The following is a 15,175-nucleotide window of genomic DNA, read 5'->3' as shown; positions in this document are numbered from 1 at the left end:
TAAAAAGTGGAAGTTCGCTATGAACTTACCGAGTGCGATGTCAAGGAACTAGCGGCATTTAGATCCGAAAAGTATTTTGTGCTTTCTCTCTACTTAGACCTTTCGGTAACTGATTTTCCTACTAAAAAGGATCTTGAAGAGGAGGCAAATTCACTTCTTCAATCGGCTGTTCGCCAATTGGAAAACAAACACAAGACCGCCTCGGGGTTCAAAGAAGCGATCGACGATGCAAGGCACTTACAGCGCTTTTTGGAACTTGATTTTTCTCGCGAGGGAGCCACCGCATTTGCCGCGTTTGTTTGTAGGCCAGAAAAATTAGAGAGATGTTACGTTTTCTGCAGGCCCGTAAGAGCCAGAGCATCCATTGATCGTAGCCCATATGTTCGGCCATTAAATGCTGTTTTGACGGAAAATTCGGCATTTGGAGTCATTTTGTGCAATAGGCGGAAAGCCAGACTTCTCGCATTCCACCTCGGACGGCAACGCGGCAGAGAGTTGGTCGTACAAGACCCTGTTCACGGTCGTCACGACCAGGGAGGATGGTCACAGGCGAGATATGCAAGGCATATCGAGCGGGAGGCGCACGACCATTTCAAGCATGTTGCCAAGGAGGCGGAGGAGTACTTTACGGAAAACCCCGTCGATCGTCTGATACTTGCAGGTCCGGTGGAGGACCTGGTGGAGGCTCGACGATGTCTGCCACCTTACCTTGAAAAGCGGATCGTGCGCGAACTGCATATTGATGTCAACACAAAAGTTGCAGAGCTTGGTCGAATCGTGGATGAGATTGACGCGGCTGTAGAAGCCGAAGAAGACGCTCGGCTGGTGCACGAAATGCGTGAGGGTTTGGGTACCGGAAAAGCTGTGGCAGGCCTAGAGAGCGTTTTGAAGGCGGTCTCCGACGGACAGGTGCGCGTACTTCTTGTCTCTCGAGGCTTGCGAGTCAGTGGTTGGAGGTGTGGGATGTGTCGGGCGTTGCTTATGGTTGGCCCAAGGTGCGAGAGGTGCCGTGGCAATTCTGCAACCCGCGTCGATGATGTTGTAGAGGAAGCTATTCAGGACGTTCTTATAAACGGGGGGCACGTAGAGCTAGTCACAGGCGACCCAGATCTGGATGTCATGGGCGGTATTGGAGCTCTATTGCGGTTCTCCAGCTAGTTAGTGTCAATGTAAGGAGAGGGAAAAATGGAAGAGAGCGAGCAGGGCCTAGAAGAAAAACGGCCTAACTGGTTCGTGCGTGCAAAAATACCGCTCTGGCTCGCCCTTCCAATCATGGTTGTTGCAGTACTATTCGCGTTTTTTATCGGTTATCCGCAACGGTCCGTGTCATCTGCCGTGGCCAAGCTCTTCGGGGGAACTGACAACGTCCAAATCACATACTGTTTGAGTAACGAGGCAGCAAAGGATCCTGAGAGGTGGAAAGCGGAGGAGCGCTTCAAAGAAGAACTGAAGAACCTCGGCGTCCGCAACGTCGAAATCCGATTCGTGTCACCTTGTCCGTCAACTAGTTCGAGCGGCTCTGGGATGGCTGGGACAACAACCGGTGCTGGTACTCCGATTCACAACTCTCCCTCTGGATGATGCTGTCTGCTTTTGCTAGCCGTCGTAGCGAGCTTGTCTGCTAGGCGCCGCTTTCGTGCCTGACAAATCGCTTCTGTGCTTATCGTAACACCCGGTCGTGTAGATCGTTTTCTGCAGTCTATACGTCTACCTGAATAGCTAAATAAGGAGGTTGAATGCCACGGGCTATAGGTGTCGATGTAGGTGGGACCAACATTAGAGCCGGAGTAGTTGACTCTGAAGGAACAGTGGGAACACTCGAGCGCGCCCCCATGCCCGCTGACCGGGACGAAATAGCCCGTGTTTTGATCGACACAATCGGGGCCGCGATGGCCCGGTCGAAGAGCGATAGCACGGACTCCAGCGGGGAACCTCCAGTAGCGATCGGGATTGGCGCTGCAGGCCTTGTGGATGTGAAAGCTGGGGTGGTTCGGTTCGCCCCAAACATCGGCTATCGAAATTTCGCCATCGTGGATTTGGTGCAGTCCAAGTTCGGTTTGCCAGTTACCGTCGATAACGACGCGACCGCAGCTTGCTTCGGTGAATATGTCCTCGGTGCAAAGGATGGGGTGAGACACATGGTCCTAGTCACTCTCGGGACAGGTATAGGGGGTGGACTTGTCTTGGACGGAAAGGTCTATAGAGGATCGACGGGATTTGCGGGAGAGATCGGCCATATTTTGGTTGATCCGGCAGGTCCGGTGTGTGGGTGTGGGCAGAGGGGATGCTGGGAGGCGCTAGCATCTGGAACTGCGTTGGGAGAGATGGGTCGTGATGCTGCTCGTGAGGGAAGGGGAGCGAGAATTTTGTCGCTTGCTGGTGGGGATATTACCGCGGTTAAAGGTGAGCACGTCGTAGAAGCTGCACGGGAAGGGGATCCTACGGCGGTCGCCATTATGAACGTGTATGCTGAGCGAGTAGCCGTGGGATTGGCCGTTCTAGCGAACGTTTTGGACCCAGATGTATTTGTTATCGGGGGAGGGGTCTCAGGGGCGGCGGATGTCTTTTTAGAGCGCACCATAGAAGTATTCGGTCTGCGACTCCAGGGGCGCCCCTACAGAGATCCCATCCCCGTGCGCACGGCGAAGCTTGGAGATATGGCGGGTATCATTGGAGCAGGTCTGATCGCTTTAGAAGAGAGCTTCACTTGAGACGCAGCAGCCACAAGCCATTGGGCGACATGACCGAAGACATAGAGATTATTGGGCCTGGACTTCGGCGCAAAGAGCTGATCGCAGCGTTACCCTCCGTTACAAAACTGATGCTCAGACTGGTTATCGATCGCAGAGTCCCTTTGAAGAGGAAACTGTTTTTAGCAGCTTTCGCCGCATACTTAGCAAGCCCGATCGATCTTATTCCTGACTTTCTACCTGTAGTTGGACACCTCGACGATGTTGCTCTATTGGTTTTCGCACTTAAGAAACTCGTTTTGGACACAGACCACGCAATCTTATTCGAGTTATGGGACGGTGACCCGACGGTTCTAGCGCGCATATTGGTGAAGTTTCGTAAACCATAGAAACATGGAGATACCCATTTTCTTTGAGGGACCCCTCTCTGACAGCACCTCGGCTAACACTTCGCGTGCGTAAGTTGACATGAAAACCGGTATTACGCTTCCCGTTTTCGACGTCGCAGTGTCGGATGCCGTAGATGCTGCAGTAGATGCCGAACGGTTAGGCCTTGATGGCGTCTTTGTCTTCGATCACCTGGCTCCGCCAGGTCTCTCAGGTAATAGTGCTGCGCTGGAATGCTTTTCGTTGCTGGGCGCAGTGGGAGTCGCAACTAAGAAAGTAGAAATAGGAGCTCTCGTTGCCAAGGCGTGGCTCAGGCCACCGGCAGTGACTGCTCAGGCGTTCAGTACCTTGAACGTGATCTCTAAGGGACGGGTTGTAGCAGGTTTGGGGATCTCTGACAAGCTGTCGGCGCGCGAGGTGGCCGCCTACTTTCTGGACTTTCCTCCGAGAGCGGAACGCGTGCGAGCTTTGGAGCGTTCCGTAGATGAGATAAAAGCGGCAGGGATTAAAGCGATCTGGATAGGTGGCTCTTCGGCAACGTTGCTGCATATTGCGGCGAAACATGGTCTCTGTGTGAACCTGTGGAACGTTCCGCCAGGACGGGTGCTAGAAGTAAGACGCGTTCTCGCAAAGCTAAGCGGACAGCCCGAAAGTTCTCTTAGCCTACAAGTCAGTTGGGGGGCAGACCTTTCTTTGGTAGAAAAAGACAACGGCATCCTCGAAAAAGTCGCCAGAAACGGAGCCAGCTATTTAATCGTAGGGGTGCCTCGCCGAGACTTACTGAAACGGGCAGCCAAGAAACTGGATACTGCAAGGAGAATCCTGGGTCAATAGAAGTGGTGCTGCCGGGTGCACACTGTATGACAAATTAGGTCCTGGGAGAATCATTGGCCATGAGACAGCTCCGATACATACTCGGCTACTGCAGTAATCTCTTCTGGAGATAGCTTTTCGGCAAAGGAAGGCATCTCACCCCGCCCCGATCGCAGCACCGCAGCTACTTCATGCGGGCTCCTTGGGCGATCTATAAGGGGTGGTCCCTGAGCTCCGCCCCCGTTGATCCCGTGGCAGAGAACGCAATTCCGTCGGTATATATCTTCGGACCTAGTGTTGCCCCTACCGGGAGGAGGCACGCTGCACGAGACACTCACCGCTACAAACGCTGCGAGGGCTGCCCTAAGTCGTAATGATTGCAGAATGCGACGCTTCATTGTCGTGCCAATATCTCCCAGGCTTCGAACTAGTTCAATTACTATTTCATGCTATGGAACTTCGACGCATCGACGGGCTGCCACCTTACGTCTTCAGTCAGGTCGACGCTGTCAAGCTAGAACTGAGGCGAGAAGGCTGCGATGTAGTCGATCTTGGTTTCGGCAACCCTGACCTTGCATCGCCGACGGAAGTGGTAGACAAACTGTGCGAGGCAGCCCGCAATCCTCGTAATCATCGCTACTCGGCGAGCCGTGGTATTCCGCGGCTGCGAAGGGCTTTGGCGGACATGTACATGCGGCGTTTTGGAGTGGAGCTTGATCCCGACACGGAAGTAATTACGACGATAGGCGCAAAAGAGGGAATCGCTCATCTTATGTGGGTGCTTCTTCAGCCCGGGGACGGGGCACTTGTTCCTACGCCGACATATCCAATTCATTTTTATGCGCCTTTGTTTGCCGGAGCAGACGTGTCGACAGTACCTCTCCGCGTAGACATCGACTTCTTCGAGGCATTGAGGGAAGCGTACGAGCGGCAGTGGCCCAGGCCGAGGGTGGTGTTGGTATCGTTTCCTCACAACCCGACTACTGCTTGCGTTGACCGCTCGTTTTTCGAGCGCCTGGTGGCTTTCGCGCAAGAGCACGAGATCGTATTGGTACATGACTTCGCTTATGCAGACTTGGTATTCGATGGATATAGAGCGCCTTCACTCCTCGAGGTCGAGGGAGCCAAGGACGTCGGAGTGGAGCTTTACACCTTGTCGAAGTCTTACTCTATGCCGGGGTGGAGGGTCGGTTTTGTAGTTGGAAATGCCAAGATCGTTCAAGGGCTTGCGAAGCTCAAGTCCTACCTTGACTACGGAACCTTTCAACCCATTCAGATAGCCAGCATCATCGCGCTGAACGAACTTGCGGACTATCCCAAAGCGGTTGCAGACGTTTATAGGTTGAGGCGAGATGCTTTGTGCAACGGGCTAGAAAGAATCGGGTGGAAGGTCGAAAAGCCCAAGGGATCGATGTTCGTATGGGCGCCTATCCCGGAGCCCTACAAAGAGATTGGCTCGTTGGACTTCGCCTTCAAGCTTCTTCGAGAGGCGTGTGTGTCTGTAAGTCCTGGAGTTGGATTCGGCCAAGGGGGCGAAGGATGGGTACGATTTGCGCTGGTTGAGAACGAGCATCGCATTGCGCAGGCAGTGAGAGGGATTAAAAGAGCGTTGAAGGAGCTTCACCAATAGATCTGGCGCATGTTGAACATAGGAGATTAGGTGTTTCGTACCGGACGTAGGGCTCTGGTCCGGCGCGCAATCGCGTTGACGCAGTACTCTACCGTCTCCTCAATCACGCTTTCCGGAGCCGAGCAGTTTGGCAGCAAGAAGCGCGCCACGTAGGTCATCGTTCCAAAGATTTCGTGGGCCAAAATCTCAGGGTCTGCCTTTCTAATCTGACCTGCTCGTATCCCTTCTTCAAGGTGTCGTATCGTGTCTGCAATCAACTTCTTGTGGCCGGATTTTACGACATCTGCGAACGCTGGAGCCCCCAGCGCCTCCTCGAAAATTGCGAACATCGCTTGGTTGCGGCACACGTACTTGAGAGATGCTCTTATACCCTCGGCTATGCGACCGAGCGGATCTGAGATTCCCGCTATTGCTTCTGCCTGAGCTCGCCTCAAGCCCGATACCGCTTCTTTGAGAATCTCCGCAAATAGATCCTCCTTGGAGGAGAAGTACCAGTAAAAAACACCCTTTGCGACACGCTCGCTCTTGACGATATCGGAGACAGAGGTACGGTGGTAGCCTTGACGCGCGAAAATCTCCGCCGCCGCTTTGATAAGGGCGTCTCGCCGGCGGACTCCTCTTGGTGTGAGCGAGCCCCTGTGCTTTGGCGTGGTTGTAGAGTCACTTTCGGAGGGAACCTTAGGGCTGTGTGAGTAATAGTCCATGGGGCGGATACTAGGGGTATCCACAAACCGGGTCAAGGCGACGGTGTAAGCGCATTGTCGATTCTGGGGCAGGCAAACAGTGTTCTATGAGGCCACCAAGTTTTTATTATCGCCTCTGTTTCGGATTTACTTCGATGTTACTTCAGAGGGTGTCGAGCACATACCGTCCCGAGGACCTGCAATCCTCGCCTCCAACCATCTCTCGGCACTGGATTCCGCTTTTATCCCATTGGTCGTTTTTCGCAAGGTCACCTTTGTGGCAAAGGCGGAGTACTTCGAGAGGTGGTACTCGCGGGTGATCTTTCGGGCATGGGGCCAAATTCCTCTCGATCGCTCTGGAGGAAAGGCGTCAGAAGCCGCTCTCGCGCAGGCGCTTGAGGTATTGAAAGCTGGTGGAGTGTTCGGAATCTATCCAGAGGGGACCAGAAGTCCGGACGGGCGGTTGTACAAGGGGCACACCGGGGTAGCTCGCTTGGCTTTAGCTACCGGAGCGCCTGTAATTCCTGTAGGGATTAGAGGGAGTTTCGAAGTAATGCCTAAGGGGGCTAGATTTCCAAAACGGGGAGCTGTGCACGTAGCGTTCGGGAAGCCGCTCCGCTACGAGCGCCGAAACTTGACAGTCCCAGAGAAGGTGGCCTACAGGCTAGTCACTGATGAGATCATGTATGAGATTAAACAGCTGTCCGGACAAGAATACGTACACAACTACGCCGGAAGGTTCCCTGAGAAGGAGAGAGAAGCGAGAGCTACTTCGGCTTCGACGTAGGGGGCTTAGATCTTCGAGGTATCCTTGGCCCATCCTCTCGCTCGGTCGATAGCTTCTAGCCACCTTTGGTAGGAAGTGTTGGCTCGACTTCTGTCGGTATTGGGATGGAACTCTTTGTCGAGTTGCCACGTTTGTGAAAGCGCATCCAGAGAGCTCCACACCCCGACCACTAGCCCGGCAAGGTACCCGGCACCCAAAGCGGTGGTTTCGGTGACCTTCGGACGGCGTACGACCACACCTAATTGATCTGCTTGAAGCTGTAGTAGCAAATCCATGGCTGATGCCCCTCCGTCGACTCTAAGCTCAACGATCTGCTTTCCGAAAGCGCTCTCCATGGCACTTACAACATCGCGCGTCTGGTACGCCATTGCCTCCACGACCGCCCTTACGATGTGCTCCTTGCGTGTTCCCCGGCTGATGCCGACTATCGTTCCTCGGGCATACGGATCCCACCACGGAGAGCCGAGTCCTGTCAGCGCCGGCACGAAGTAGACGTCACCAGTGTCGTCGACAGCGCTCGCAAATCGTTCCGTCTCTGCTGCGTCTGAGATAATGCCTAGGCCGTCTCTCAGCCACTGTACAGCGGCGCCGGTGACAAAGATAGATCCTTCTAGCACGTACACCGGCAATCCGTCGATTCCCCACGCCACGCTTGCGAGCAAGCCCTCTGTCGGGGGAGGAGGTGAGTCACCAACGTTGGTGAGAACAAAGGACCCCGTCCCGTAGGTGTTCTTGGACATCCCCTCTTTGAAGCAGCACTGGCCAAAAAGAGCGGCCTGCTGGTCACCCAACACGCCTGTTATCGGCGCAGCGATGCCTGTGACGTGAGTCTGAGTCTCCCCGAATAAGGAGGCGGACGGAAGGGGGCGGGGGAGAGCTTCAATGGGAACACCAAATACACTACAAAGCTCCTCTGACCACTCCAGTGTTCGGATGTCGAACAGCATAGTCCTCGAAGCGTTGGACCAGTCTGTTGCGTGGACCTCTCCACCGGTCAGCTTCCAAAGTAGCCAGGAGTCGATGGTCCCAAGCGCTACGGTGGACAGATGTTTTGACGGTATCCGTTGGAGCAACCATTCGAACTTTGTGGCGGAGAAGTAGGGGTCGATAACCAATCCAGTTTTCTCTCTGACAACGGCCTCTAGACCCTCAGAGCGCAGCTTGCTACAGCGTGACGCTGTTCTTCTGTCTTGCCAAACAATGGCACGCGCAAGAGGCTTCGAGGAGTCTTTATCCCAAATGCAAGCTGTCTCCCGCTGGTTGGTTATACCTACTGCGGCCACACTGGAAATACCGACACTGTCAACTACCTCTTTGAGGGTGGCTAGCGCCGTTTCCCATATCTCTTCGAGGTCGTGCTCTACCAAGCCCGACGCCGGATAGTGCTGGGCAAACTCTTTGTACGACGACGCAACGGGCTTCCCCTCTTCGGAGAAGGCAATCGTCCGAATCCCAGTAGTACCAGCGTCGATGGAGACAACGTGCATGCTCTTCCCTTTCGTTGCAACATTCGCCGTACAAGCGTTATATCGGCTCGAGCACCTGAGCTGTCACGTATCCTAGGCCACCCATGCCGATGGCTTCTTTTGCGGCTTTCGACAGGTCCAGCACCCTGCCAGGCACGAACGGGCCTCTGTCGTTCACCAACACCAACACTGAACGCCCCTGATAAGTGACTAACAAGATGGTGCCTAAAGGAAGCTCCTTGTTGGCACAGGTATATAGGTTTTCGTCGAATACCGCACCCGATGCAGTGGGGAGACCGTGAAAGCCGGGTCCATACCAGGAGGCAACTCCCTCGATCACCTGACCTGTGGGTCGAAGTTGCGACGGGACACCGCTAACTGGTCCAAATGGATATTTGGCTAGGAATTCAGATTGCCTCTGGGAAGCCAGTATGTGCCGTTGGCTGTATTGTCCACTAGCGCCCGCGGCTTGTACTAGGCGAATTGCACGTTGCATTTGTTCCCGTATGTCAAGCTCCTGACGCGCTGCAGCCAGGGCCGTCTCCGCGTCCACTAAGGCAGCCTGAGTGTCATCTACTGCATCTAACAGGCGCTCAATATCGGCCTGGAGCTGAGCGCGTTTGTCCTCTAGTTGCATGGATACAGCGGTCACCGCTGTTTGAGCTGCAAGCATTTCTTCGATAGCTCGCCGGTGAGCACTGACTCGAGAGCCGAGGTACCTGTTTGCAAGTCCGATCTCGGAAAAACTTTTAGCTGTAATGACGGACCCGGCAATGTCACCTGGTCCGTACTTATATGCCAGGCGCACAAAAGTATGGAGATCGGCTGTTTTTCGGGTCAGCTCTTCCTCGCGCCGCATCAGCTCGCTGCTTACGTTCACGATTTGAAGCTGCTTTTCGAGAATTGCGTTCTGAGATCGGTTGATCTGAGCTACAAGTTCGTCGTAGCGCTCCCGTATCTGGTGGGCCTTGAAGCTGAGGTCGTCGACTTTCTGGCGCGTGGTGGCGGACTGAGCCGCTGCGTCGTCTTTGGGGATGAACGAAAGCAAGCCCAGAGCAGCCACGATCGTCGCTGCCAAGATTTTCGAACAGGAGGATGAAAATCGTGGTAGGCCAGCCATGGTACCAGAATCCCCAAATCGATTTATCAATGCAAGCAACAACTTGAACAAACCAGTCAAGCACGCCCGACTCATCTATCCGTGCAATTTCGGCTTAGTTATCGAGAGCAAGAGGCCGTAGAATTAACCTACAGCTCCGGCTCGCCGGCGGGCAGGCAAGAGAAGTCGCGGTTCAATCGACGGAGGCAGTAGATGGGAGATTTCGCGATCGAGTACGTCAACCGGCTGTTCGGAGACATTTTCAATGGGTCTAAAGAGTATGGACGGGATGAACTGTTGGCTGTAGCCGGAAAGTCGGGTGCTTCAGAGAAATTTTTGGAGAGGCTCAGGCAACTACGGGAAGATCAACGTTTTTCATCGGTCGAGTCGGTAATGAAGGCTCTCGACCGCGTCTCTGTGGAGTAGATTCTTTCAACCAGGCTAGAGGAACTCCCCAAGAAGGCATCGGGTGCGGTTTCCCGCCTGTATCGGATACCACGTATCGTCCACAGGTGGCCTGGCTGCTGCGTGGAGGCGCGCGCAAAGCCTAGGATGCACAACTTTCCAAGTGTTTTCTTCTCCACCTCGAAATTGGCGGCTGCCGAATCTAGACCCATCGCGGATTCGAGCAGAGCTGGATCAGGTAGCGGCACTAGGAGCCTGCTCTCTTGTCTTTCACGCTCCCTACCTCGTCAACCTAGCTTCTCCCGCTGAAGATGTGCGTGAGCGCTCAATTGAGGTGGTTCTCTATGGACTTGAACTTTCGAGCATCGCTAACGGAGCTCCTCTTGTGGTACACGCTGGCACTGCCACCGATGGTGATTTGAGAGCTGCACTGTCGAGACTGAGATCGAGTCTAAGCGAGGTAGCAGGGCGCACCCCGCCGGGAGCGCGTCTTGTTTTTGAGCTCACGGCGGGCGCAGGAGTACCAATTGCTGCGCTCCCCGAAGATGTTCCCCGTCTTCTAGAAAGCGCATCAGCGCTTGGCGATCCGGGAATTTGCCTCGATACACAGCACCTCTGGGCTGCTGGCTTCGACTGGCAAGTACAAGGCGCCGCCAGCAAGCTAGTACGCGAGCTTCGCTCCCTTGGAGCCCTGGAAGCTGTGTGCTGCATCCACTTGAACGACTCGAAATCGCCCCGCGGGTCTAGGATAGACAGGCATGCCAATTTGGGAGAGGGGTTCATAGGACTTGAGCCCTTGCTCGCATTTGTAACGCAACCAGCGATCTCCCGGCTACCGGTGATTTTGGAGACCCCTGGATCGGAGTGGCTTCGATCAAAGGAATTCCAACGGTTAAAAGAGGCAGCCGTAGAACCCCGGTCTAATCGTGTAGTCCGAACTCGTCAGCGATCCAACACGAAGCACGCTCGTTAGGCGAGTGCAGCGGTAAAATGGCGCAGCCCTCCTTGGTTCAGTCGATCTTATGTGAGGTCCAAGCGGGCCACTTGGAGAATAGAGGCGAGCCGGGTACAGTTTTCGTCCGGGGAGAGGCGCGGATCATAGTAGGTGCCTGCGAGTTCGAGAAGCACAGATTGTGGGAGATCGTCGGGAGAAACAAACGTCACAATGGCTTCGGCTTCGCCGGAGCGCGTTTGCTTGGCCAGGGGGTGACCGATTACTTTCACCTTCTGGCCGTTGCGAATTGGTGGTACTCGCTCATGGCGTCCGTTCCTGAGGAAGTAAAGCTTGTCTTCATCGATCACGAAACGAATCGGCGAGCTTGACTCGCCGTTCGCTTCGATCCATATGACCTTTCCTGTCGAAACAAGTTGTTTTGGCTTCACCGGTTATACACTCCAATTTCTTCTACGACCGAGTACGGACGACCCATGGATTATTGCCGGAGCACTCAAATCACTTCGGGGTTCTTTGCTGCGTGTGAATGGTAGTCGCAAGTTACTTCGGTTTTCATCTTTGTTGACTCTGCTTGTCGCGACCGTTGGATGCATCCGTGGGATTCCTCCAGCTGAGGTACCAACTCCATCCGCTACCGGGATACCTAGCCCATATCCGGCTGCTTACGCTTGGGTAAGGGCACAACTTGACGGCGACTTGAAAGGGGAGTTCGTCGTGGGTGATCCCCAAGACAGCTACGAGCGAGTCAGGGGTAGAGTCGAGGGCGAGGAGCTCGCCGTCGAGCTAGGTTTTCCCTCTCGGGGAGTGCGGTTCAAAACGCCGCCACTCAAAGGAGGGGCCAGATACATATTGAGGAAGGGCGAAGGACAGATGTCGCTAACTATTGATGGTGCGGTTTGGTCGACCGAGGCAGGGGGGGTGTGCTCAATAGTTTTTTCCTACGTTCGCGGTCCCCAGATCCGTTTCTCCGTTCCCGAGGGTCACAGAGTCTACGAGGCAGACGCCGGTTTTGTGTGTGCGGCTCTCAAAAGAGCGATGCCGCAGTCTTTCTCGCAGACGACATCCAGCTCCGTGAGAGGCGAGTACGCCTCCCAAGATCCAGCTCAGCCCACCTTTACCGAATCAGCTGGCGATCAGTCGGAACGTTTGCTCTCGGTAACAGAGGGGTTTCTCCACTTCTTTTTTGTGGTTCCACCAAGAGAAGTGGGATCTTTGCAGAGAGAACCTTTCTCGTCTCAACCAACCAGCACACTAACAGCAGCCCCGACTGGGTAGTACTTGTCGTTCGAAGTCTCCCTGTCTGGGATCGAACCGCCGCTACCATCGTTAGACTGCCAGTGAGCGTCCCACAGAAGCCGGCATACGATGTGCAATGGCTCGAAGTTGTCGACAAATAGCGGCATGGGCGGTGTGGAAGCCCAGCCAAATCTTGGATGCTCTGACAATGAACCACCGAGATGGGCACCAGCTACCTGGCACTCTGCTCGCAAAGGCCGAGCCCGAACCTCTGCCATGCTATCCCCGGCTCTCACATAGTCCCCAAAGAATGCCGGCGCTTCCACTCGTAGAAAAACAGTTGTACCGAGAAGTATCCTCGACTCGGGCTCTACTAGGATCGTAGGTCTTGGGAGGACGAGTTCTTTGTTTTCCTTTGATGCGTCCTGTGATCTGGGCGACTTTGATTTTTGTCGGCATTTTGAAGATGTGCAGCGGGTGGGCTTGGTCCTGAGTCGAGGGTACGCGGGTGGGCGAGCTTCGTACCCAGCGTCCCCCCGCATGCGGTCCTGCGAGTCGCCCGCGCTCCACCTTGATTCTGCGTTAGCGCTGGAGTACTCGAGCGATACAAACAAAAAAATCACTACGCCAAAAGCAACGGTGGCATCTCTTATACGCCGGCGGTTCAATGGGACCCTCATTTTACCCCCCCTCCAAAACTAAACCGAGCTTTGAACAGAAACCTACTCCATCACACGGGCTGAAACAGCACAAACCAAGCAGGAGTTGGCTTATGCTTGGCAATGACTCGGGAAGGTCGCTACAGAGTGAACTTGATAGTGAAAAAAATGCCGGCTGGGAGCCAGTGCCTCGTTCACCCACCGGGCGAGCCCCCCTGCTTTCTTCGGGCTGCCAGCCCCCGGCCGGCACGTGAAAATATAAACGGATCGCGCCCGCGTTTCAAGTCCTCTTGTGTGATTTATCGGTGAGAATTGTGGCACAGTGGGAGTGCCTTTCGATCATGACTCTTAGTAGGATTTGCAAACTCGGCCGACTATGCGATCGTAAGTCAGTTACTTCAGCCACTTTTGGAAGCCAGGAGGCCCGATAAATGGATCCACCGTTCGGGAAAGTCGCCACAGCGATGATCACTCCATTCAGTGAGGATGGTGGAGTAGATCTCGAGGGCACAAGACGGCTAGTGCGCCATCTTGTAGATAACGGAAGCGATGCGATAGTAGTTTGCGGGACAACGGGTGAGTCTCCAACCCTCGAAGACTCTGAGAAGCTGGCTCTAATAGAGACCGTACTCGAAGCAGTAGAGGGACGGGCTAAGGTGCTCGCCGGCACATCTACTTACGATACTAGACACTCGGTGTGGCTTACCCAGAAAGTGTGCAACTTGGGTATAGACGGGATTCTGGCGGTTACGCCGTATTACAACCGTCCAACACAAGCGGGGATAAAAGCCCACTTTGAGGCGATCGCTGACGAGTCGACTGCTCCGGTGATGCTCTATAACATTCCATCGCGAACTGGGAGGCGCATAGAGCTCGCCACCATTGCGGAGCTGGCCACGCACCCCAAAATTGTCGCGGTCAAAGACGCTGTAGGAGACCTTTCGTTTACATCGCAGACGATGCGTACTGTACCAATGCCATTTTGGATTTACTCCGGAGACGACGCGCTTACGCTTCCTATGCTGTCGGTGGGCGCTGTAGGGGTAGTGTCTGTGGCATCACACCTATCCGGAAATGCAATCGCTCGGATGATTAGGGCATTCGAAGCCGGTCAAAATTCAGAGGCTACGCAAATCCATCTACAGCTGTTCGGGCTATTCGAGGCGTTGTTCGTCGAACCCAATCCCATTCCACTCAAAGCAGCTCTTGAGGGGTGCGGTCTTCCTGCTGGACACCCCAGATTGCCTCTTACCCCGGCTACCGAACCTACAAAGCGTAAGGTTGCTGAGGCTATGGAGGAGGCATCAGATCTACTAGACGTTCGCCTTACACGGGTCCGGACATAACGCATCGGGCACGCATGACAACAATTCGCTTTTTAGGCGGGCTCGGCGAAGTGGGCCGCAACTGCATGGTCGTAGAAGGGCCCTCTGGCGCCGTAATAGTTGACGCGGGCGTGATGTTTCCTGATAGCGAGCTGGTCGGCGTCGATTTAGTGCTCCCAGAGTTTACCTACATCGAAAAGATTGCAGATCGAGTAGCAGGGATCGTGCTCACCCATGGACACGAAGACCACATTGGTGCGATGCCGTATCTGCTTCCTCGAATTCCCCCCACCAGGGTGTACGGATCCGATCTCACGCTTCGGTTTCTGTCGCGGAAGTTAGACGAGTTCGGAATAGCTGATGCTGTCGAGCTTCGCACTACCGGCGACCGTCAGACGACGTCGATCGCTGGCATGGATTTCACCTTTTTCGCCACCGCTCACTCGGTGCCCGATGCCTGTGGAATAGTCATAGAGAGTGACGATGGTCGGATTTTGCACACCGGAGACTTCAAGATCGACTCGACTCCTCTAGACCAGCGTAGAACAGACTTGCAACTAATAGCGAGAGTTGGGGAAAGAGGAGTCGACGTAATGCTTTGCGATTCGACAAACGCAGTTGAGAGGGGATGGATAAAAAGCGAGCGCCAGGTCGGTCGATTTTTTGAGGAGGTATTCGGATCTCGGCGACAGAAACGTATTATCGCTACCTGTTTCGCATCACATCTTCACCGAATTCAGCAGTTGGTCAGCACAGCCGCAGAATACGGAAGAAAGGTGTGCTTTGTCGGGAAATCTGTCGAGCGGAATGTCGAAATTGCCGTCAAAGCTGGGAAGTTGGTGCTACCTGAGGAGTCTGTGATTTCCGTTAGCGAGCTGCCGCGTATTAGCCCTTGGATGACGTGTATTGTTTGCACTGGCTCTCAAGGGGAGCCGTACTCGTCACTCGCACTCATGGCATCTGGAGAACATCCTACAATCGAAATTTCGCCCGGAGACACCATCCTGGTTAGCTCACATCCCATCCCTGGAAACGAACCA

At 54.5% G+C, this 15,175-nt stretch carries 18 protein-coding genes; 12 read left to right on the top strand and 6 right to left on the bottom strand.

Features of this window, described 5'->3' with window-relative positions:
* Positions 1-6 precede the first annotated feature (6 nt).
* From C4318_09085 to C4318_09065, 5 genes are all read left to right on the top strand, one after another.
* On the top strand, positions 7-1,158 hold the full coding sequence (locus tag C4318_09085; GenBank protein ID MER3455285.1) for a hypothetical protein: 1,152 nt from the start codon (positions 7-9) through the stop codon (positions 1,156-1,158).
* A gap of 27 nt (positions 1,159-1,185) precedes the next feature.
* Positions 1,186-1,581: a hypothetical protein gene (locus C4318_09080; protein ID MER3455284.1), complete on the top strand. Its 396-nt coding sequence runs from the start codon at positions 1,186-1,188 to the stop codon at positions 1,579-1,581.
* A 155-nt stretch (positions 1,582-1,736) separates the two neighbouring features.
* Complete coding sequence (locus C4318_09075; protein MER3455283.1) at positions 1,737-2,711, top strand: glucokinase; 975 nt, start codon at positions 1,737-1,739, stop codon at positions 2,709-2,711.
* Positions 2,708-3,079 (top strand): hypothetical protein, encoded by a 372-nt coding sequence (locus tag C4318_09070; GenBank protein MER3455282.1) that lies wholly within the window; start codon positions 2,708-2,710, stop codon positions 3,077-3,079. The genes C4318_09075 and C4318_09070 overlap by 4 nt, the downstream gene beginning before the upstream one ends.
* 79 nt (positions 3,080-3,158) lie before the next feature.
* Positions 3,159-3,911, top strand: coding sequence for a hypothetical protein (locus C4318_09065; GenBank protein MER3455281.1), 753 nt, complete (start codon positions 3,159-3,161; stop codon positions 3,909-3,911).
* Between the two features lie 50 nt (positions 3,912-3,961).
* Here the strand turns inward: C4318_09065 and C4318_09060 are convergent, their stop codons facing one another.
* Positions 3,962-4,288: a hypothetical protein gene (locus C4318_09060; GenBank protein MER3455280.1), complete on the bottom strand. Its 327-nt coding sequence runs from the start codon at positions 4,286-4,288 to the stop codon at positions 3,962-3,964.
* A 53-nt stretch (positions 4,289-4,341) separates the two neighbouring features.
* On the opposite strand from C4318_09060, the gene C4318_09055 reads away from it, so the two are divergent.
* Positions 4,342-5,520: an alanine transaminase gene (locus C4318_09055; protein ID MER3455279.1), complete on the top strand. Its 1,179-nt coding sequence runs from the start codon at positions 4,342-4,344 to the stop codon at positions 5,518-5,520.
* Positions 5,521-5,546: 26 nt separating this feature from the next.
* Here the strand turns inward: C4318_09055 and C4318_09050 are convergent, their stop codons facing one another.
* Positions 5,547-6,224, bottom strand: a complete 678-nt coding sequence (locus C4318_09050) for a hypothetical protein (GenBank protein MER3455278.1) — start codon at positions 6,222-6,224, stop codon at positions 5,547-5,549.
* Positions 6,225-6,303: 79 nt separating this feature from the next.
* Between C4318_09050 and C4318_09045 the strand changes: the two genes are divergently transcribed.
* Positions 6,304-6,990 carry a 1-acyl-sn-glycerol-3-phosphate acyltransferase gene (locus C4318_09045; GenBank protein MER3455277.1) on the top strand — a complete coding sequence of 229 codons (687 nt, stop codon included), beginning with the start codon at positions 6,304-6,306 and terminating at the stop codon, positions 6,988-6,990.
* Between the two features lie 5 nt (positions 6,991-6,995).
* On the opposite strand, the gene glpK is transcribed toward C4318_09045, so the two are convergent.
* A complete protein-coding gene (gene glpK / locus C4318_09040) occupies positions 6,996-8,477 on the bottom strand; it encodes a glycerol kinase (protein ID MER3455276.1) in 1,482 nt (493 codons plus the stop codon).
* A 37-nt stretch (positions 8,478-8,514) separates the two neighbouring features.
* On the bottom strand, positions 8,515-9,093 hold the full coding sequence (locus tag C4318_09035; GenBank protein ID MER3455275.1) for a hypothetical protein: 579 nt from the start codon (positions 9,091-9,093) through the stop codon (positions 8,515-8,517).
* A gap of 675 nt (positions 9,094-9,768) precedes the next feature.
* Here C4318_09035 and C4318_09030 point away from each other — a divergent pair.
* Both C4318_09030 and C4318_09025 read left to right on the top strand, forming a co-directional pair.
* Positions 9,769-9,981: a hypothetical protein gene (locus tag C4318_09030; GenBank protein MER3455274.1), complete on the top strand. Its 213-nt coding sequence runs from the start codon at positions 9,769-9,771 to the stop codon at positions 9,979-9,981.
* A 43-nt stretch (positions 9,982-10,024) separates the two neighbouring features.
* Positions 10,025-10,933: a hypothetical protein gene (locus C4318_09025; GenBank protein ID MER3455273.1), complete on the top strand. Its 909-nt coding sequence runs from the start codon at positions 10,025-10,027 to the stop codon at positions 10,931-10,933.
* 47 nt (positions 10,934-10,980) lie between these two features.
* Here the strand turns inward: C4318_09025 and C4318_09020 are convergent, their stop codons facing one another.
* Positions 10,981-11,343, bottom strand: a complete 363-nt coding sequence (locus C4318_09020) for a hypothetical protein (protein ID MER3455272.1) — start codon at positions 11,341-11,343, stop codon at positions 10,981-10,983.
* Positions 11,344-11,437: 94 nt separating this feature from the next.
* On the opposite strand from C4318_09020, the gene C4318_09015 reads away from it, so the two are divergent.
* Positions 11,438-12,190, top strand: a complete 753-nt coding sequence (locus C4318_09015) for a hypothetical protein (GenBank protein MER3455271.1) — start codon at positions 11,438-11,440, stop codon at positions 12,188-12,190.
* Here the strand turns inward: C4318_09015 and C4318_09010 are convergent.
* Entirely contained in the window at positions 12,151-12,831 is a 681-nt protein-coding gene (locus C4318_09010) for a hypothetical protein (GenBank protein MER3455270.1), read from the bottom strand. The genes C4318_09015 and C4318_09010 overlap by 40 nt on opposite strands.
* A 410-nt stretch (positions 12,832-13,241) precedes the next feature.
* Here C4318_09010 and C4318_09005 point away from each other — a divergent pair, with 410 nt between their 5' ends.
* Both C4318_09005 and C4318_09000 read left to right on the top strand, forming a co-directional pair.
* Positions 13,242-14,156, top strand: a complete 915-nt coding sequence (locus tag C4318_09005) for a 4-hydroxy-tetrahydrodipicolinate synthase (protein MER3455269.1) — start codon at positions 13,242-13,244, stop codon at positions 14,154-14,156.
* Positions 14,157-14,221: 65 nt separating this feature from the next.
* A partial coding sequence (locus tag C4318_09000) for a hypothetical protein (protein MER3455268.1) occupies positions 14,222-15,175 on the top strand: 954 nt, incomplete at its 3' end.

Source organism: Acidimicrobiia bacterium, from assembly GCA_040289475.1.
Classification (GTDB): Bacteria; Actinomycetota; Acidimicrobiia; order ATN3; family PSLF01; genus PSLF01.
The sequence above is the reverse complement of the archived record's forward strand: the minus strand, read 5'-3'. Positions and strand labels throughout refer to the sequence as shown.